Consider the following 20,827-nt stretch of genomic DNA (forward strand, 5'->3'; position numbering starts at 1 on the left):
CATGCAGAAAAAAAAGAAAATAATGAAAATAATTCCCTATATCATTATCGTGATGCTTGTGAGCTATGCATTCAATAAATATGCTTATGAATTAGATGAATTCAATAGTAGTGTCAGAAATTTAGTCATAAACGGGAAATTTACTCAACGCGAATTTAATAGCAATGGCTTTCCCCTATCACATTCACCACATATTCCCGAGCCGTTTCTATCTCCGTTTTATGTCGTTCACTATGGAATAATATACTCTTCTTTAGGCTCAGGAAAAGATAATACCAATATATTATGGAGAACGGATTCCTCCTTACCAGGATGGAACGTGCCACCACCTAAATTCAATAAAGAGGAATTAATTGCTAATTTTAAATTCTCAGCCGATTGGCTATTAAACAACATCCAGTTATTCCAAGGTGAAAATCATTATTTATATGATTTTGATTGGCCATATAAAGGATATGAAAATAATAAACTCTCCGCCCCTTGGTGGTCTGGATTAACCGATGCATATGCAATAATTCTCTTATTGAGAGCGCATGACTATTTCAGTGATGATAAGTATCTATTAACCTCCCATTTACTGTACAAATCATCACTAGCGCCGATCAATAAAGGGGGTAGCCTAACCACTTTAAATAATATGCCCTGGATTGAAGAATATGTTGATCCTAAAGCAAGTTCAGACACATTGGCTTTTGTATTAAATGGAATGATTTACTCTACTTATGGCATTGAATCCTTCGAAAATCATCTTAATATAGATAAAAGTGAAAGAAAGTCAGAAAGTTTATATCAATCAATCAGTAGCAATATATTTAAATTCGACATAAAAAATGAATGGTCGAGCTATGATTTAATTGGTAACCCAAGCAATATGAAATATCATAGAATACATACCCTTCTGTTAAAAGATCTTATAAATAGAAATCAACATTTTAAAAACAAAGAAATAATAAACTTATATAACAATTGGAATAAATCCGTGTCTAATATCGGCTATTATTACATAAAACATGGACCTATCAGTTGGGCATACTATCAGTTTATCACCATGTACTTTCTGTCCATATTAGTATTATCAATCATTTACTTTTTCATTAGAAAAAAATGCAAAACAAAATCAAAATAATACTAAAAATATTCCTATATCAGGTAATTATATATCTGAATGCTGTGCTTATATTAGACACATTCCAAGAGGTAAAAGGCTATAATATTAGCCCACAAGGTCACTTAAGTATCTTATTCTGCTGGATATCATTACTACCACTAATCTTACTTAATAACCAAAAAAATCCAATTATGGTTTTCTTATGGTTAATATATATAATTTACATCATACCCATATCAATTATATTCCCTTTAATTAATTCAGCTTCTATATACTCAGTGATTTTCATATCCACAATAAATATATTATTTTTATTGTCTATATTATTCTTTCGAATAATAAATAGAATTACGTTACCAAAACTACAAATCCCCTGGGATTTATATAAAATAATTATAATAGGATGCGGTATTATTGTTTTATTCTTTGTTATTACTAACCCTGCATTCAGTTTAATACCACCTAATATATTTAAAGTTTATTCAGTGAGAGAAAACTTTAAAGAAAATACATCATTATTAACCATGTATATTATAACAAGTGGGGGATACGTAATTTCACCCTTATTATTATTAGCTTCATTTTATGTAAGAGGTTTTGTTAAATATCTGTTTATTGCAATAAGCATTATAATTTCTTATTTAATCTATTGCTCTTCAGGATTAAAAAGTATCGCATTCATGAATCTCACCGTTATAACACTATTCTTCTATATAAAAGGGAAAAGAAACATAAGTAACTCCGTGATAAATATAATCCTCTACACATTCCTTGCTGCCGGATTACTGTATTTTATTTTCGATTTCTATGACCCACTTATACACTGGTTACGCAGAATATTCTTCACACCAACATTAAATACCTTTTATTTTTATGATTATACCTTCAATAATAATAAGGAATTCACTAAAGACGCACCCAAAATAATTTCTCATATATATTATGGCACCATAGGATCTGCAAATACTGGCTTTATTGGGGACGGTATAGCCAGATATGGTGTCATTGGCTTAATAATAAATTTCTTTATATTTAATATGCTCATCTTCGCAATGAACCTGAGTGCAAAAAAAGTTCCATTTGAATTTTCAACAACATTATATTTACCGTTCGTATACACGGCATCAAACACGGCAATTACAGCACTACTCCTGACATATGGGCTGCTAATATTAAGCATACTATTATTCTTATTTCCTACGAAAAATAACAAGAACTCCTTATGAAAATCACACATATGACATCGGCACATCCGCGTTTTGATACACGTATTTTCCTAAAAGAATGTTCTGGTTTACAAAAAAAACATGAAGTATCTCTTATTGTTGCAGATGGTAAAGGTAATGAAGTAAAGAATAATATAACTATCATTGACGTGGATATGCTGCCAGGCCGATTAAATAGAATCTTTAAAACAACCGAACGAGTTTATAAAAAAGCGTTAGAATTAGATTCTGACCTATATCATTTCCATGATCCGGAATTAATACCTATAGGATTACGACTTAAAAAGAAAGGTAAAACAGTCATCTTTGATGCCCATGAAGATGTCCCCAAACAGATTCTTAGTAAACCTTATTTAAATAAATTAACAAAAACAATTATCTCTAAAACATTCTCCCTCTATGAAAATTATGCTATCCCTAAATTTAACGGAATTATTACTGCGACACCCGCAATAAGAGATAAATACTTAAAATTAAATAAAAACACAATAGACATTAATAATTACCCAATATTAGGCGAACTAAGTAATAATAACAATAATTGGGATAAGAAAGAAAAACAAATATGCTATGTAGGAGGCATATCTGCCATTAGATGCATAGAAGAAATGGTGGAATCAATATCTTACCTGAAAACTGACACAAAAATGAAATTAGCAGGCAGTTTCTCTGAACAAGATTTAGAAAATAAAATAAAAAGCATGGGGAATTGGCATAAAATAGATGAACTTGGCTTTCTAAATCGGATAGAAACAAAAGAACTTTTATCTAAATCTATTGCTGGAATTGTTCTATTTCATCCATTACCCAATCATATCGATGCCCAACCGAATAAAATGTTCGAATATATGAGTGCAGGCATTCCCGTTATCGCTTCAAATTTCACATTATGGAAAGATATTATTGTCACAAACAATTGTGGAATTTGTATTGATCCATTAAACCCTAAAGAGTTAGCTGATGCGATAGATTATTTATCGAGTAACTATGATATAGCGGAAAAAATGGGTAATAACGGGTTTTTAGCAGTAAATAAAAAATACAATTGGGATATTGAACAAAATAAACTTGTTGAATTTTATCAACAATTTGGAAATTAATCAAATATGAAGAAAATCATAACGGTATTAGGAGCAAGACCCCAATTCATTAAAGCCAGCCCGGTGTCTCGCGCCTTACAAAATCATAATAAATTTAAAGAAATTATCATTCATACCGGCCAGCATTTTGATACTAATATGTCTGATATCTTTTTCAATCAATTAAAAATTCCTCAACCTGATTACACTCTCAATATTCATGGTGGCACGCACGGTGAAATGACAGGAAAAATGTTAATTGAAATTGAAAAGGTACTTATCACAGTAAAACCCGATGCAGTCATGGTATATGGTGATACGAACTCTACTTTAGCGGGAGCATTATCTGCATCCAAATTACATATTCCAGTGATCCATATTGAAGCCGGTTTACGTAGCTTTAATATGGAGATGCCAGAAGAGATCAATAGAATACTCACAGATAATGTTAGCTCAATTCTTTTCTGTCCCACAGAGACAGCAATCAATAACCTACAACGAGAAGGATTCAGTTCAAAGCCGGTTAATATAAAAAAAGTGGGTGATGTAATGGAAGATGCTGCTTTATATTTTAGCCGAATAGCAAAAAGACCTGATGAACTTATTCCCACACAACATTTCATATTAACAACACTCCATCGCGCTGAAAATACGGATAATCAAAAACGATTAACTGAAATAGTGAACGCATTAAATGACATACATAAAACAATTTACCCCGTTGTGCTTCCTCTTCACCCAAGAACTAAAAAAATGTTGGAGAAATATAACTTACATTTAGATGTTCACTTAATCGAACCGGTTGGATATTTAGAAATGTTATGGCTACTTAAAAATACAGATCTGGTTATTACCGATAGTGGAGGACTACAAAAGGAAGCTTTTTTCTTTAGAAAACCGTGTGTAACAGTGAGAGATCAAACTGAATGGGTAGAATTAATTGAAACAGGTGTGAACAAATTATCCGATGCTGAGAATAAAAAAATAACCCAATCAGTTCATAATATGATTAATACTAATATACACGCTGTTCAATCTATATATGGTGGCGGCGTTGCTGCCATAAAAATTGCTGACGAATTAGAAAAATCACTATGAATATAGTCTACATAAACCATTATGCCGGTTCGCCAGATCTTGGTATGGAATTTCGACCATATTATCTAGGCCAAGAGTGGCTTAAATCTGGACATAATATTACCATATTTGCAGCTTCTTATTCCCATGTCCGTACAAAACAACCCGAACTCACAGAAAATAAAAAAACCACCGAAAATATTTGTGGATTAAAGTTTATCTGGTATCCGACCCCTAATTACTATAATAATGGATTAGGCCGGATAAAAAATATATTCTCTTTCTTAAAGCAGATATGGTTCGATACAAATAATATAATAAAAGAGAATAAACCAGATATCGTTATTGCATCAAGTACTTACCCCTTGGACATTTGGATCGCAAAACACCTGGCAAAAAAGGCTAAAGCTAAATTAGTTTATGAAGTTCACGATTTATGGCCTCTCTCTCCTATCGAAATAGGCGGCATGTCGCCAAAACATCCTTTCATAAGATTATGTCAATTTGCTGAAAATTATGCTTATCGCCATTCAGATACGGTAATTTCAATACTCCCTAATGTACATGATCATATGAAAAAACATGGCTTAGACCTGAAAAAATTGCATATTATACCTAATGGTATCGTTGAAAATGATTGGCAAACTGAAAATATCGATCCTATTTCACCTCATATCAAAGCAATAATCAATCACTGCAAAGCAGAGAATAAAATCATTGTGGGTTATGCCGGATCGCTTGGAAAACCCAATGCCATGAACTACCTGATTGATGCTGCAAAATTATTAGAAGAACAAAACTTTCATTTTCTGCTGGTAGGCTCTGGGCTGGAAAAAGAAAATCTGGTAAAACAAGCTAATTTACTTAATTTGAGAAACATTACCTTTAGTGATCCAATACCGAAAACACAGATCCCTGCTCTGCTCCCATTATTCGATATTGCTTATATAGGTTGGCATAGAAAATCTATATATAGATTTGGGATTTCACCGAATAAACTTATAGATTATATGATGGCAGGATGCATAGTATTACATTCTGTTGAAGCGGGTAATGACATTGTTGCTGATGCAAATTGCGGATTATCTATCCCACCTGAATCGCCGCAAGCCATTGCGAATGGATTACTTAAATTAAATAAACTCCCAAAGGAAAAGAAAATTGAATTAAGAAATAACGGTACAAAATACGCATTAAAAAACCACACATATAATAATTTATCAAATAAATTCTTAAAGGCAATAATAAATCACAAATAACAAAGGCTGTTCTTTCGCATTACCTGAAATTAAACAATCTAAAATAGATAAAATTATTGATTGACTTAAAACTGGTTGGATAATTACCGGCCCAAAGCCAGAAGATTTGAACAAAATATAGAAATTACACTTAAATAACTATTATTACTGTCCAAATAGAGGTTATTATTCAATCATGATAAATATATCAGTAATTTGCCCTATATTAAATGAAGAGAAATATATAAAAGGATGTATCGAATCACTTCTAAAACAAGATTATCCTACCGAACAATTAGAGATTATCTTTATAGATGGCTATAGCTCAGACGGTACTTTAAAAATCATTCAAAGTTATACCGAGAAATATGAATTCATCAAGCTACTATACAACCCTGAGAAACATGTACCTACTGCTCTGAATATTGGTATAAAAAATTCATCAGGAGAATATATAGCCAGAATTGATGCTCATTCTAACTATCCTAGCAACTACTTATCCAAACTATATAATTTATCAAAACAATTTGACATTGATAATATAGGTGGAGTTCTTAGTACAAAACCATGCAATCCTACGATTACTGCTCATACTATTGCATATGCCTTAAGTAGTCACTTTGGCATGGGTAATTCCCATTTTCGAATTGGTGTCAATAATATAAAAAAAGTTGATACAGTACCTTTTGGTTTTTTCAGAAGAAATATATTCGATAAAATAGGGCTATTTGACGAGGATTTAACTAGAAACCAGGATGATGAATTTAACAGCAGAATTATAAAACATGGAGGTAATATATATCTTGTGCCAGATGTTATTATTGATTACTATCCCAGAGATTCAATTAAAAAAATCTGCTCTATGTTCTATCAATACGGTTTATTTAAACCATTAGTCAATTTAAAATTAAAAAAAACAACATCATTCCGACAATTAATACCACCGACTTTTGTTTTAGGGTTAATCCTGGGGCTAATCTTCTCATTCATTAACCCAATATTTTTATATCTATATATAAGTTGTATTTTTATCTATTTATCTCTGGCTTTACTGATATCAATAAAAGCCCATATTAAAAATAAAAAAAATTACATGTCCTTACCCTTAATATTTCTGTGCATACATTTATCTTATGGATCAGGGTATCTCATTGGAATAATGAAAATTATATTCAATAAGAAATTCCACGTAAAAAATAAAAGATAAGGATTATATCATGAACTCTTTTTTTCTCCCTTTCGCACTTCCAGAGCTCGGCCAAGAAGAAATTGATGAAGTCATTGACTCACTTAAAACGGGTTGGATAACTACTGGGCCTAAAGCCAGAAGATTTGAACAAGATTTTGCTCAATATTTAGATTCTGATGTTGAAGCAATCGCGGTAAATTCAGCAACGGCTGGATTACATTTAGCGTTGGAAGCCATTGGTATCCAACCTGGTGATGAAATCATCGTCCCTACCTACACCTTTACTGCAACGGCAGAAGTTGTCCGTTATCTGGGTGCTCACCCTATTTTTGTTGATTCTTTACCTAACAGCCTGAATATTGATCCAACCGCAATAAGAAAAGCAATCACATCCAAAACTAAAGCGATTATACCAGTACACTTTGCCGGTTTATCCTGTGATATGGATGAAATCATTGCTCTAGCTAAAGAATTCAATCTACGAATAGTTGAAGATGCCGCTCATTCATTCCCAACCTTATACAAAGGAAAAAAAATTGGCACTCTGGACACCGATGTCACCGTATTTAGTTTCTACGCCAATAAGACCATGACAACGGCTGAAGGCGGGATGCTAGTAACCCGAAATCCAGATATTATAAAAAGAGCAAAAATCATGCGTCTCCACGGCATTAGCAAAGATGCTTTTGACAGATATCAATCTAAAACACCCGCCTGGTACTACGAAGTGATTGAACCAGGCTATAAATATAATATGCCAGATATTTGTGCAGCCATTGGTATTCACCAATTACAGAAAATAGACTCTTTTCAGAAGAAAAGGGAAGAGATGGCTAAATTTTACGATAGTGAATTAAAAAACTTACCCATTATTTTACCGACTAAACCTAAAGAACCTAATAGCCAGCATGCCTGGCATTTATATACTATCAGACTGAATGATAAAGTTAAGATATCAAGAGACGACTTTATCATAAAAATGGCAGAAAAAAATATAGGTTGCTCTGTCCATTTTATCCCACTACATAAACAACCCATATGGAAAAACACCTATTCTCTTGATAAAAAAAACTTTCCTGTAGCAGAAGAAAACTTTAAAAGAATTGTATCCATTCCTTTATACACAAAAATGACCCAAGAAGACCAGATCTACGTTATCAAAACAATTAAAGGGATTCTTGAATAAATGAAAATAACTTATTCAATAATAAAAACAGTTTTTGATTTCATTGCATCTTCAATTGGGCTAATTATTCTCTCTCCTATATTAATCGCAATTGCCATTTGGATAAAAATAGACTCGGAAGGGCCTATTTTTTTCCGGCAAAAGCGCGTAGGTCAATATAATAAAGATTTTTATATTCACAAATTTAGAAGTATGACTACCGGTTCAGAACAAAAAGGCCAACTCACTGTAGGTCATGATCGACGTATTACAAACTCTGGAAAATTTATACGCAAATACAAACTTGATGAATTAGCTCAACTCATTGATGTTGTTCAAGGAAAAATGAGTCTAGTCGGGCCAAGACCAGAAGTCCCACAATTTATGGATAAATACCCAGATGACGTAAGAAACAAAATATTATCTGTCAAACCTGGGATAACAGATTTGGCTTCTATAGAAATGATTGATGAAAATCAAATATTAGCTAAATATGCAAATCCTCATCAAGCCTATATTGATATTGTGATGCCTATAAAAGCCAAATACTACTTAGAATATGTTAATGACAAATCATTTTTCCATGATCTGAATATTATTTTTAAAACCATTTATAAAGTAGTTTTTAGGTAATTAAAAATTATGAATAAAAGAATAGTATTTAGCCAAGATAGATTAATAAAAACCATAACTCTCCTGGCAGTAGATATACTGATGATCAGTATTTCATACTGGTTAAGTATGTGGCTACGTCTTGATAGAGAAGTGCCAATCTCTAGTTTACAACATTGGCTAGTTATTATATTTGTCATCCCCTGCACGCTCTTTATTTTCTTAAAAATTGGCTTTTACCGATCTATAATAAAATACGTTAATATGAGTATATTAAAATGGGCTATTATCGGTTCATTTCTATCTTCTCTATTACTAGCAGCACTCTCCTTATATCAACAGGCATTCTTACCCAGAACTGTACCGATTATTTACTTCTCTTTTCTAGTAATATCACTCTGTGGTACAAGATTCTTATACAGGACACTGCGTAATTTATTAAAAGATAAAGGCTCTCCAGTAATTATATATGGAGCAGGAGAATCTGGCCGGCAACTTCTACCGATATTAAGAGAGCATAGAGAGTTCAATCCTATTGCTTTTATTGATGATAACACTAAATTACATAATTTATCTATTCATGGAGTTTATGTCTTCCCTCCAGGAGGAATAACATCTTTAGTAGAAAAATATAACATAAAGAAAATATTACTCGCCATACCTAGTGCATCAATATCTGATAGAAAAAAAATACTTGAAAGACTTCAAAAAGAACATTGTGAAATACTCACCATTCCAAGCTTCAACGATCTGGTTGAAGGAAAAGCCCAAATAAACTCACTAAAACGGGTTTCTATTAACGATCTGCTAGGAAGAGAACAAGTTAACCCATTACAAGATTTACTCAGCAAAAACATCAAAAATAAAAACGTCCTTATTACAGGAGCTGGCGGCTCAATAGGATCTGAACTGTGTAGACAAATCATCAACCAGTCACCATCTCAGATAATATTATTTGAGCTAACAGAGTATTGCCTTTACTCAATAGAAATGGATCTGCAAAAAATAAATCTAGAAAGAGATCTCAATATAAATATCATTCCAATTCTAGGTGATATAAAAGACTCAGAAAAAATAAACAAAATCATAAACAAATTCAATATTAACACAATATACCATGCTGCTGCATATAAACACGTCCCACTGGTAGAAATGAACACACTGGAGGGTATAAATAATAATATCTTTGGCACACTCTCACTTGCACAAGCAGCAATTAAGCAAAAAGTTGAAAAATTTGTATTAATCTCTACCGACAAAGCTGTCCGCCCGACCAATACAATGGGAGCAACAAAAAGATTTGCAGAACTTATACTGCAAGCCTTTGCTAAAGAAAACAGCCATACAAAATTCTCGATGGTTCGTTTCGGCAACGTACTTGGCTCATCTGGCTCAGTGGTACCCCTTTTCGAGCAACAAATGGCAAATGGTGGACCAATAACACTAACTCACAAAGATATCACACGTTACTTCATGACTATCCCAGAAGCCGCCCAATTAGTCATCCAGGCAGGAGCGATGGGTAACAACGGCGACGTTTTTGTTCTGGATATGGGCGAATCAGTAAAAATTTATGACCTTGCCCGAAAAATGATTAACCTCTCTGGCCTGACAGTTAAAGATACAACCAACCCTCATGGTGACATAGAAATCAAAATAACAGGATTAAGACCAGGTGAAAAACTTTATGAAGAGTTACTCATTGGTGATAACGTTTCTATCACCAATCACCCCAGGATAATGACGGCAAACGAAATATTTTTACCTTGGGATAAATTAGATTCATTATTAAATGACTTAAAGATATCTTGCGAAAATTATGATTTCGAAAACATCAGAAAGACTCTTATTAATGCGCCTATTGAGTTTCAACCCAAAGAAGATTGTACTTACGATCTTTTAAAATAGCATCGACGCTTTCTCACCGGCTACATCCGCTCATACACAGCATCTGTTAATATATTCATGTCATAGAGCCGACTGAAAGCCATATTGCCGACATTAACCATCTGGCTAAACAACAATCCTATAAAATTTTTAACATACAAGTCATTAAAAATCATATAATTCAAAAAATTAAAATAACAAGCCAACAAAAACCTCATCATTGGATATATCATATGCATTATACTTCCTTCAATTCTAGCCTCAAAAAAGGAAAATAGAAATTATGGAATTAACTTCTTAATATGAGCCGATAAACTTATGAAAAAGTATCCAAATAGCTATGCTCGCAAACCATAAAATAACAGCCAATGCCTATGGATTATTCTCTGGTATTTTTTGGGGACTCACTGGTGTTCTTTTAGCTATTTTATTAAAAAGCAACACTCTTTCCTCTTATTTCCTCATTCCTATAATCATTGCCTTCTTAAATGACCTGATTTCATGTGCATACATGTTTATATACCTATTATATCAACAAAAATATCGGACAATAATCGCCATCACCAAGAATAAAAAATACTGGATAATCGTACTGGCCGCTATGCTGGGTGGCCCAATAGGCATGTCTTGTTATATCCTGGCAATTCAACATATTGGTGTTGGTTATACAGCAATTATTGCTGCAACCTACCCTGCCATTGGTTCTCTAATATCATTCTGCCTATTTAAAGATAAAATTCACCTGATAGGAACATTAGGCCTAATATTAGCCGTTGTATGTACCATAATACTAGGCTATTCAACAACAACCCAAACAATATCTAACTGGACAGGTTTCCTTTTTGCCTTTATCTGCGCATTGGGCTGGGGATCTGAAGTTGTTATCAGCTCCTACGGAATGAACAAAAACATCCCGGCTGACATCGCCTATTTTATAAGACAACTCTCCTCTTCGGTAGGTTATATTATCCTTATCATAACCTTCATATTCTCACTACCTAATGCAATACACATCTTCTCAAGTTTAACACTATCCAGCCTGCTACTAATAACCTCACTGACAACTACCGTATCATACCTCTTCTACTATCGAGCAATCAGCATACTCCAACCCATTCGTGCGATGGCTTTAAACATCACCTACACCGTTTGGGCAATATTCTTTGCTTACTTCCTTCTGGATGAATCTATATCCATAAAATTATTCATCCTATGTATCGGCGTTTCTTTAGGCTCATTCTTAACCGCCATCAACCCCCGTAATATCAAAAAATTAATATTGGACCTCAAGTGAATAAAATTATAAAGAATTTCTTCACAATGTAATGGTGTTAAAGTTAACCAATATTCTAGAAAAATAGGAAGTATAAATAGCGGACTATCATTGTGGACAACATTGAATGGAGGAAATGCCTTATGTACTGAACTGAATGGCTCTACTCCAAAAACACAGGATTATGATATAGGAGAAAGAACTTAATAAAAAATTATATTATTCTAAACCCTTCAAAGCATCCCCACAGATCAGAAAAGATAACATTTTCACACCCTCATTTAATTAAACAGCTAACTGAATCCTTCTTAAGTCTACCGAACTTGACTCTCACCCAGTAAATAACCTCAAATCCAATCACAGAAACGATTCTAACAAAAAACCATCAAAACCCCTGATTGGCCGCCTTATTTTATCAATTAATTAAACAAGCAGCGTATTAAGCTTGACCCGGGGAAGCTTACAGTTTATTCTCCCCCAAAATAGTTACAAAATCTTATCCCCCGTTACTTTTTGTTACGACAGATAAAAGTACTGGAAAATCAATATGGTGGATAAGATTAGAGAATTCTATAGGCGTCCTGGGAGCCAAAAACCTAGTGCGGTAGCTATGGATATTTATACCTTAGTTATACTCATCAATTAAAAAAAGCTAAAGCTATCGCAACTAAATACCGTTTTTAAAATAGTTAATCTTTCATGCTTATTGTACAAACATTTATGAAGAAAAATTATATTAATTTATTATTTTTATTCAATTTAACAAAGATTGATTCTGTAAAGTTAACAATCCTACCACTGTATCCCCTCCCTCACTAAGTAAATGTTATTGATATAACGTAATGATTCACCATTAGAGGAGGGAATTAAAATATCTCAATAAGATATCTTTTACTTGATTCAGATATCTATAGTATAAATTGTAACTGGTAGAAAAATTTTAGATTAAATAAATTAATAGGAATTCAATATGTTAAATAATAAAACAGTACTTATTACTGGCGGAACAGGTTCGTTCGGAAAACAATTCGTAAAAACAATTTTAGATAGATTCCCCCAAGTTAAAAAAATGATTATATTTTCTCGAGATGAGTTAAAGCAATTTGAGCTCAAACAGCAATACCCTACCCCCCTTTATCCTCAATTACGTTTTTTTATTGGGGATGTTCGTGACCGTAACCGCATGATTCAAGCCTGTGAAGGCGTTGATGTTATTATACACGCTGCCGCAATCAAGCAAGTTGATACTGCTGAATATAATCCTACTGAGTGCATACGTACTAATATTGATGGTGCAGAAAATGTTATTCAAGCAGCTCTTCAGTGTGGCGTAAATGATGTAGTTGCCTTATCTACAGATAAGGCCTGTGCACCTATAAATTTGTACGGCGCTACTAAGTTAGCATCCGACAAACTATTCACAGCCGCAAATAACATTAAAGGCTCAAAAAACAGTAAATTCAGTGTCGTGCGTTATGGTAATGTAATGGGCTCTCGAGGCTCTGTAATTCCTTTCTTTTTAAATAAACGAGCAGATAACATATTACCCATTACTCATGAAGAAATGACCCGATTCAATATTTCTCTCCAAGATGGAGTAAATATGGTTATGTATGCTTTAGAAAACCATTTAGGTGGTGAAATTTTTGTTCCTAAGATCCCATCATATAGAATTATTGATATCGCTAAAGCCATTTCTCCAAATAGCAAAATTGAAATTGTAGGAATACGCCCTGGCGAAAAATTACATGAAGAAATGATAACAGATACTGACGCATTAAATACTATAGACTTTGGTAAGTATTATGCCATTTTACCATCAGTTTCATTTACCTATACTGAAGAGGATTACTTAAAGCACCATAATGCCCAAAAAGTGCCATTTGGATTTAAATACAATTCTGGAACTAATACAGAATGGGAATCAATAGAGAGTTTACGTGCGCTAATTAAAACTCATGTTGACCCTAACTTCACTGTGTGAGAGATAAAATGATCCCATATGGAAAGCAAGAAATAAGTCAGCAAGATATAGATGCCGTCATTGATGTATTAAAATCAGATTTTCTTACTCAAGGCCCTAAAGTTCCTGCGTTTGAACAAAAATTAATTGAGCATACAGGTGCTAATTACGCATTAGCAGTTAATAGCGCCACCTCCGCTTTACATATTGCATGTCTAGCATTAGGCCTAGGCCCAAATGATTGGCTATGGACGTCGCCAATTACTTTTGTTGCGTCTGCTAACTGTGGCTTATACTGCGGGGCTCAAGTAGACTTTGTAGATATAGATCCCAAAACATATAACATTTGTCCGAAAAAATTAGCCGAAAAACTTGCGCAAGCTAAATCTGAAAACCGCCTCCCTAAAATTATTATTCCTGTTCATTTATGCGGTCAACCATGTGACATGGAAGCTATATATGAACTATCTAAAGAATACGGTTTCAAAATAATAGAAGATGCATCTCATGCTATAGGTGGGAAGTATCATAATAGCCCTATTGGGAATTGTGAGTTTTCTGATATTACAATTTTTAGCTTTCATCCTGTAAAAATAATCACCACAGCAGAAGGCGGAGCAGCACTGACAAATGATCCAAAACTCGCAGAAAGAATGGCATTATTTCGCAGCCATGGAATTACAAGAAACCCATCTGAAATGGAAGGCGAGACACATGGAGATTGGTACTACCAACAAATTGAGCTTGGTTTTAATTATAGAATGACTGAACTCCAAGCTGCATTAGGTATTTCTCAAATCCAGCGACTAAATAAGTTTGTAGAGTCGAGACATAAGTTATCTTTTCAATATAATACATTATTAGCTGATTTACCTATCACTTTACCATACCAGCTCGAAAATACTTATTCTGGATTACATTTATATGTCATCAAGCTACAATTAGATAAAATATCTCTATCTCACAAAGAGGTTTTTGACCAGTTAAGAGAACAAGGCATTGGTGTAAATTTACATTACATACCTGTGCATACTCAGCCTTACTATAAAAAACTAGGGTTTAAACTTGGTGACTTTCCTAATTCAGAAAATTACTATAAAGAAGCAATATCCTTACCAATTTTTCATTCAATGAGCAATGAGCAGCAACTTAAAATTGTTAACTGCTTGAAACAAATCATTAAAATTAATTAATAGGCATAACATGAAGAAAATCAAATACTGTAACACCTGTATGTATCCAGAAACTAAACCAGATATCTGGTTTAATGATGAAGGTAAATGTAGTGCATGTATTAATTACGAATCTCGTAGTGAGATTAATTGGGAAGAACGTAAAAAAGAATTTATAGAAATAACCAATAGATATAAATCTACTGATGGTTCAAATTATGACTGTATTATACCTGTAAGTGGTGGCAAAGATAGTACTTATCAAGTAATACGAGTGCTACAAACTGGACTTAACCCTCTTTGTGTAACAGCCGAAACAGATTCTTTATCTGAAATTGGTCGGCGTAATTTAGAAAATTTGAAGCTCTTAGGTGTTGATCATATTAATGTTACACCAAATCCAAAAATTCGCCGCAAACTATCCCGTTTAGCACTCCGAGAAGTGGGTGACATTCAATGGGCTGAACATGTAACTATTTTTACTATCCCAATTCAAGTCGCTGTAGAAAAGAATATTCCACTAATTATTTGGGGGGAAAACTCTCAACATGAGTATGGAGGACCAGCTTCAGCAGCTGAAAATAACATACTAGACCGTAGATGGTTGGAAGAATTTGGTGGGATGTTAGGCATGCGAGTCGCAGACCTTATAGGCCAAGATGGAATCACAAGAAATAACTTAATTCCATATTTTTATCCTTCAGATGATGAGCTAAAACGAGTTAAAGTGACAGGTATTTTCCTTGGTTACTACTTTCCTTGGGATGGATACAATAATACTTTACTTGCGCAGGCTTATGGATTTGAAACTTATCCAACTCCAACTGAAGGCAGTCTCGTAAACTATGAGAACTTAGATAACTATTATCATCGCATACATGACTACTTCAAATATTTAAAATATGGATTTGGAAGATCAACAGATCAAGCTAATAATCATATTAGGCGAGGCCGTTTGGAGAGAAGTGATATTGTTGAGTTTTTAAAAGAAAACGATGGAAACTATCCATCTGTTTATTTAAAACGCCCACTAGAAAGCATATTGAACGAAATAGATATAACTAAAGAGGAATTTGACCAAATTTGTGATAGGTTTACAAATAAAAAATTATTTAAAACTGATCGCCAAGAAAATTTGATTCGAGATGCGAAAGGTAACCTAATAAAAATCAACTATGATAATTAATTGATTATGATGGTATATATTGTAGATTATGGAATGGGGAATATTGGCTCTATAAAAAGAGCTATTTCTGCTTGCGGTTTTAATTCAAAAATCGCATCAACTGCGCAAGATATCATGGTTGCAGATAAAATTATCTTGCCTGGTGTTGGTTCTTTCAATAAAGCAATGACTGAAATAAGAAGCCGTGGCCTTGAAGCCGCAATTATTCAGTCGGCTTTAGAGGATAAAATTCCAACTCTAGGAATTTGTCTTGGAATGCAAATTTTAGCTACAGAAGGCCAAGAGCATGGAAAAACTAAGGGATTGAATCTAATTCCAGGAACGGTATCTCACTTGCAATCACAAAAAAAAGATATACGAGTTCCACATGTTGGTTGGAACTCAGTTAGTTACAGCCTAGAGTCTCCCATATTTACCAACATTCCTTCTAATTCTGATTTTTATTTTGTCCATAGCTATTATTTTAAAACACAATACGAGATACATACTATCGCACAGACTCAACATGGTGAAACATTTACATGCGCTGTTCATAAGGATAATATTTATGGAACACAATTCCATCCTGAAAAAAGCCAACAATATGGCCTCAAGCTATTAAAAAACTTCTTGGAGCTATAAGCATGCTAAAACGAAGAATCATTCCAACTATGCTTTATTCTGACTTTGGCCTAGTCAAAGGTGAAGGATTTAACTCTTGGCGTCGTACTGGCTCAGTTATGCAAACAGTCAAAGTGTATAATATGAGAAATGTTGACGAGCTAGTCTTTCTCGATATTAAAGCCACTTCAGAAGGTAGAGAGCCTGACTATCAATTAATTTGTGATATAGCAAATGAATGTTTTATGCCATTCTCTGTCGGTGGAGGCATATCTACTGTAGAACAGATCCGAAAAATTCTCTTATTAGGTGCCGATAAAGTTGTTTTAAATACATCTGCAATTACCAACCCCAGCCTAATAAAAGAAGCAGCTGAAATATTTGGTAGTCAGTGCCTCATTGTTTCCCTTGATGTGAAATTGATTAACAATGAATACAAAATTTTTACTCATTCGGGTAAGAACGAGACTAGCTATACACTAGTTGATGCTGCAAAAATGGTTGAGCAATTTGGTGCTGGTGAATTATTAGTCACCAGAATAGAATTTGATGGTACGTTACAAGGGTGTGACCTTCAATTGTTAAAATTAGCGGCAGATACTGTAAATATTCCTGTCATTGGAGCAGGGGGAATAAAAGACTATCAAGATATGTATGAGGCATTTGATAAAACAGGTATTGATGCAATAGCTGCTTCTGCCATCTACCATTTTACAGAGCAGACACCAAATTTAGCTAAGCAGTTTTTACTAAGTAATGGCATCAGCGTAAGGAACTAATTGCATGAGACTAGCTATTATCCCTGCTCGAGGTGGTAGTAAACGAATTCCAAGAAAAAATATTAAAGATTTTCATGGAAAACCCATCATTGCTTACTCAATACATGCAGCTATAAATTCAGGATGTTTTGATAAAGTAATTGTATCTACTGATGATAACGAAATTACCTATGTGGCAAAACAGTATGGTGCTGATGTGCCATTCATTCGCCCTGTAAATATTTCTGATGATCATGCAACAACACTTGATGTCATTCAGCATGCATTAATTTGGTGTGAGCAGCAAAAATGGGAAGTATCCGATGCTTGCTGTATATATGCTACAGCCCCTTTTCTTGATGCTAAAGATTTAGCCCGTGGGTTAGATTTACTTCAACTCCAGAATGTCATGTATGCATTCAGTGCAACTAGCTTTGCATTTCCAATACAACGTGCGCTGAAAGTTGATCACGAGTTTAATGTTAGTATGTTTATGCCTGGGAATGAACAAGTACGCTCTCAAGATTTAGAAGAAGCATATCATGACGCCGGGCAATTTTATTGGGGGAAAGCAGATGCGTTCAAGAAGAAATTACCTATCTTTTTACCTCACTCAAAAGCTGTTTTGATTCCTAGACACCGCGCTCAAGATATAGACACGAATGATGATTGGGAATACGCAAAGCTTCTTTTTAGCATTGTAAATAAATAATATGAAAATTGTTATACGCGCAGATGCATCAACTTGGATTGGTAGCGGCCACATTATGCGCTGCCTTGCATTATCAGATAGCCTGAAATTCTTTGGCCATCAAGTCTCTTTTTCTTCTATACCTCAACCAGGAGATATGATAGATCTTATAAAAGAAAGAGGGTACTCTGTTCTCCCGCTATCATCACCAAAAAGCATAAATCCGCCAAAGCATGATGCTGATTACTTAGGCTGGCTCCTACGTTCTGTTCATCAAGATGCTGATGACTTCCTGCAACATGTTACCCAAGCTGATATTATCATCGTTGACCACTATGGTATTGATTACCAATGGCACGAAAAAGTACGTGCTCAACTTAATTGCAAAATAGTAGCTATTGATGATTTAATTCGAAAGCATTCAGCTGATCTAATAATAGATTCAACAATATCTAGGTGTGGCAATGAGTATCAACCACATTTTAAAATTATAACTGGTAGCGCCTATGCATTACTTAATAAACAATTCTCACAAGCTAGAGAACTTGCTCTCAATCGAAAGCCACCAAAGCAAATAATTAATGTTTTAGTTTCTATGGGCGGTATAGATAAAGAAAATGTTACGCTAAAAATACTAAAAGCGATGATCGGTAACATTCATGCTAGCGTAAAAATTACGGTTCTATTAAGTCCAAGAGCGCCACATTACCACACAGTTGCTGACTTTTGCGCCCTATATACATCGATAACACACATTGACTTTTCACCAAATATAGCAGACCTCATGTTAAGTCATGATGTAGCTATTGGAGCACCAGGAACAAGTGCGGCAGAAAGAGCATGTCTTGGCCTACCGAGCATAATAATTCCTCAAGCTGAAAATCAACAAGAAAATAGCAAGCAGCTACAATTAAACAAAGCCGCTATCTGTATAGAAATAGATCAAATACAGTCTAAATTTTTAGCTGCCTTTGATGAGTTAATATTGAACTGGTTATCATTTTATGATGCAAATATAAAGCTTTGTGATGGGTTAGGAATATATAGAGCAACAAGGGAAATACAGAAGCTGTATTCAGCAAGCTTACTTGAATTAAAAAATGCAACACTATCAGATATATCATTAATTTATGAATGGCAGCAACATCCCAATACTCGAAAATATGCACTAAATACTAGCATACCAACTTGGGAAGAGCATAAATTATGGATGGCGAATAAGCTCAAAAGCCTTACGGATAAATTCTATTTAATCAAAGATGTAAAGAATAATATACCTGTTGGTACCATTCGATTAGACAGAGAAAAACCATCAAATTATATAATATCTATATTTATAGCTCCAAAATATTATGGCAATAGTTATGCCAATGAAGCACTGAGAATATTAGACACAATTCATCCTAATATTTTTATTCATGCTGTAGTGAAGCCTGAGAACATAGCCTCGCAGAAGCTGTTTGAAAAATCCAATTATTTAAGAATTTCGGAAAACAAATTTTTAAGACCCCCTATTATTAAGTGAAAATTATGAAATCTTATATTACTATTAATGGACGTAAAATCGGACCTAACGAGCCACCATATATTATCGCTGAACTTTCCGCTAATCACAATGGGGATATAAATAGAGCCATTAAAATAATGACTTTAGCTAAAGAGGCTGGAGCCGATGCAATTAAATTACAAACATATACTCCAGATACAATCACCATGAATTGTGATTCAGATGAGTTTCAAATTAATGGAGGTTTATGGGATGGACAAACACTCTATCAATTATATAAAAGCGCATATATGCCTTGGGAATGGCACATTCCACTATTCAAAAAAGCAGAAGAACTAGGTATTACTATCTTTAGTTCTCCCTTTGACTTTACTGCAATTGATTTTTTAGAGGAATTGAATGCACCAGCATATAAAGTTGCATCTTTTGAAATTGTAGATCTACCTTTAATTAAAAGAATTGCTCAAACCAAAAAACCCATGATCATATCAACAGGTATGGCGAATGAAGATGAAATTTTAGAAGCAATAAACACAGCAAGAGAGAATGGGTGCGAAGAATTAATTGTTTTACATTGTGTAAGTGGTTATCCAGCGCCTGCAGATCAGTATAATTTAAGAACAATTAGTGATATATCAAGAAAATTCAATGTATTGTCAGGTTTGTCAGACCATACAATTGATAATGCAACAGCTGTCGCTTCCGTTGCATTAGGTGCATGCTTGATCGAAAAGCACGTTACTTTAGATCGAAATGGTGGTGGAGCTGATGATAGTTTCTCGCTTGAACCTAAAGAACTACAATTACTATGTAAAGACACAAAAACAGCATGGTTATCATTAGGTAATGTTAACTATGAAAAAACTGAATCTGAAAAAGGCAATGTTAAATTTAGACGCTCTTTATACGCAGTAAGAGACATTACAAAAGGTGAAAAATTAACACCAGAAAACATAAAGAGCATTCGTCCTGGTTTCGGTTTACCACCAAAATATTATGAAGATGTCTTAGGTAAACATGCAAATATCGATATAAAGGCAGGAACAGCACTTAAGTTTGATATTATTAATTAATATTAACGTTGCTTAATAACCAA

The 20,827-nt window shown here is 33.9% G+C and carries 18 protein-coding genes; all 18 read left to right on the plus strand.

The features are described 5' to 3' along the window. Nucleotide 1 precedes the first annotated feature (1 nt). The 18 genes from ACGF7G_RS01205 (at nt 2) to pseI (ending at nt 20,804) form a co-directional block, all read left to right on the plus strand. Nucleotides 2–1,126, plus strand: a complete 1,125-nt coding sequence (locus ACGF7G_RS01205; RefSeq protein ID WP_387463010.1) for a D-glucuronyl C5-epimerase family protein — start codon at nt 2–4, stop codon at nt 1,124–1,126. Further along, nucleotides 1,105–2,334, plus strand: a complete 1,230-nt coding sequence (locus tag ACGF7G_RS01210; RefSeq protein ID WP_387463011.1) for a hypothetical protein — start codon at nt 1,105–1,107, stop codon at nt 2,332–2,334. Before ACGF7G_RS01205 ends, ACGF7G_RS01210 begins: the two co-directional genes overlap by 22 nt. Then, complete coding sequence (locus ACGF7G_RS01215) at nt 2,331–3,434, plus strand: glycosyltransferase family 4 protein (protein WP_387463012.1); 1,104 nt, start codon at nt 2,331–2,333, stop codon at nt 3,432–3,434. The genes ACGF7G_RS01210 and ACGF7G_RS01215 overlap by 4 nt, the downstream gene beginning before the upstream one ends. A gap of 6 nt (nt 3,435–3,440) precedes the next feature. Next, on the plus strand, nt 3,441–4,511 hold the full coding sequence (gene wecB, locus ACGF7G_RS01220; RefSeq protein WP_387463013.1) for a non-hydrolyzing UDP-N-acetylglucosamine 2-epimerase: 1,071 nt from the start codon (nt 3,441–3,443) through the stop codon (nt 4,509–4,511). After that, nucleotides 4,508–5,749: a glycosyltransferase family 4 protein gene (locus ACGF7G_RS01225; RefSeq protein WP_387463015.1), complete on the plus strand. Its 1,242-nt coding sequence runs from the start codon at nt 4,508–4,510 to the stop codon at nt 5,747–5,749. Before wecB ends, ACGF7G_RS01225 begins: the two co-directional genes overlap by 4 nt. Before the next feature lie 175 nt (nt 5,750–5,924). Beyond that, nucleotides 5,925–6,935 (plus strand): glycosyltransferase family 2 protein, encoded by a 1,011-nt coding sequence (locus ACGF7G_RS01230; protein ID WP_387463016.1) that lies wholly within the window; start codon nt 5,925–5,927, stop codon nt 6,933–6,935. Between the two features lie 10 nt (nt 6,936–6,945). After that, complete coding sequence (locus ACGF7G_RS01235) at nt 6,946–8,103, plus strand: DegT/DnrJ/EryC1/StrS family aminotransferase (protein ID WP_387463017.1); 1,158 nt, start codon at nt 6,946–6,948, stop codon at nt 8,101–8,103. Beyond that, the gene (locus tag ACGF7G_RS01240) at nt 8,104–8,715 is read left to right on the plus strand and encodes a sugar transferase (protein WP_387463018.1); all 612 of its coding nucleotides are present in this window, start codon (nt 8,104–8,106) and stop codon (nt 8,713–8,715) included. It begins immediately after the preceding gene. 9 nt (nt 8,716–8,724) lie between these two features. Then, nucleotides 8,725–10,602, plus strand: a complete 1,878-nt coding sequence (locus tag ACGF7G_RS01245; protein WP_387463019.1) for a polysaccharide biosynthesis protein — start codon at nt 8,725–8,727, stop codon at nt 10,600–10,602. A 319-nt stretch (nt 10,603–10,921) separates the two neighbouring features. Beyond that, nucleotides 10,922–11,875 carry a DMT family transporter gene (locus ACGF7G_RS01250; RefSeq protein ID WP_387463020.1) on the plus strand — a complete coding sequence of 318 codons (954 nt, stop codon included), beginning with the start codon at nt 10,922–10,924 and terminating at the stop codon, nt 11,873–11,875. A gap of 949 nt (nt 11,876–12,824) precedes the next feature. Continuing rightward, nucleotides 12,825–13,838 carry a UDP-N-acetylglucosamine 4,6-dehydratase (inverting) gene (gene pseB, locus ACGF7G_RS01255; RefSeq protein WP_387463021.1) on the plus strand — a complete coding sequence of 338 codons (1,014 nt, stop codon included), beginning with the start codon at nt 12,825–12,827 and terminating at the stop codon, nt 13,836–13,838. Nucleotides 13,839–13,846: 8 nt separating this feature from the next. Beyond that, nucleotides 13,847–15,010 (plus strand): UDP-4-amino-4,6-dideoxy-N-acetyl-beta-L-altrosamine transaminase, encoded by a 1,164-nt coding sequence (gene pseC, locus ACGF7G_RS01260; RefSeq protein ID WP_387463023.1) that lies wholly within the window; start codon nt 13,847–13,849, stop codon nt 15,008–15,010. A 10-nt stretch (nt 15,011–15,020) separates the two neighbouring features. Continuing rightward, nucleotides 15,021–16,175 carry an N-acetyl sugar amidotransferase gene (locus tag ACGF7G_RS01265; RefSeq protein WP_387463024.1) on the plus strand — a complete coding sequence of 385 codons (1,155 nt, stop codon included), beginning with the start codon at nt 15,021–15,023 and terminating at the stop codon, nt 16,173–16,175. A 6-nt stretch (nt 16,176–16,181) separates the two neighbouring features. After that, nucleotides 16,182–16,796 carry an imidazole glycerol phosphate synthase subunit HisH gene (hisH, locus tag ACGF7G_RS01270; RefSeq protein WP_387463026.1) on the plus strand — a complete coding sequence of 205 codons (615 nt, stop codon included), beginning with the start codon at nt 16,182–16,184 and terminating at the stop codon, nt 16,794–16,796. Nucleotides 16,797–16,798: 2 nt separating this feature from the next. Further along, nucleotides 16,799–17,554: an imidazole glycerol phosphate synthase subunit HisF gene (gene hisF / locus ACGF7G_RS01275; protein ID WP_387463027.1), complete on the plus strand. Its 756-nt coding sequence runs from the start codon at nt 16,799–16,801 to the stop codon at nt 17,552–17,554. Between the two features lie 4 nt (nt 17,555–17,558). Continuing rightward, entirely contained in the window at nt 17,559–18,245 is a 687-nt protein-coding gene (pseF, locus tag ACGF7G_RS01280) for a pseudaminic acid cytidylyltransferase (protein WP_387463029.1), read from the plus strand. A gap of 1 nt (nt 18,246) precedes the next feature. After that, nucleotides 18,247–19,749 carry a UDP-2,4-diacetamido-2,4,6-trideoxy-beta-L-altropyranose hydrolase gene (gene pseG / locus ACGF7G_RS01285; RefSeq protein ID WP_387463031.1) on the plus strand — a complete coding sequence of 501 codons (1,503 nt, stop codon included), beginning with the start codon at nt 18,247–18,249 and terminating at the stop codon, nt 19,747–19,749. Between the two features lie 5 nt (nt 19,750–19,754). Beyond that, nucleotides 19,755–20,804, plus strand: a complete 1,050-nt coding sequence (gene pseI, locus ACGF7G_RS01290) for a pseudaminic acid synthase (protein WP_387463033.1) — start codon at nt 19,755–19,757, stop codon at nt 20,802–20,804. Nucleotides 20,805–20,827 lie beyond the last annotated feature (23 nt).

The sequence above is a fragment of the Photorhabdus sp. RM323S genome, assembly GCF_042879375.1.
GTDB classification, from domain to species: domain Bacteria; phylum Pseudomonadota; class Gammaproteobacteria; order Enterobacterales; family Enterobacteriaceae; genus Photorhabdus; species Photorhabdus tasmaniensis.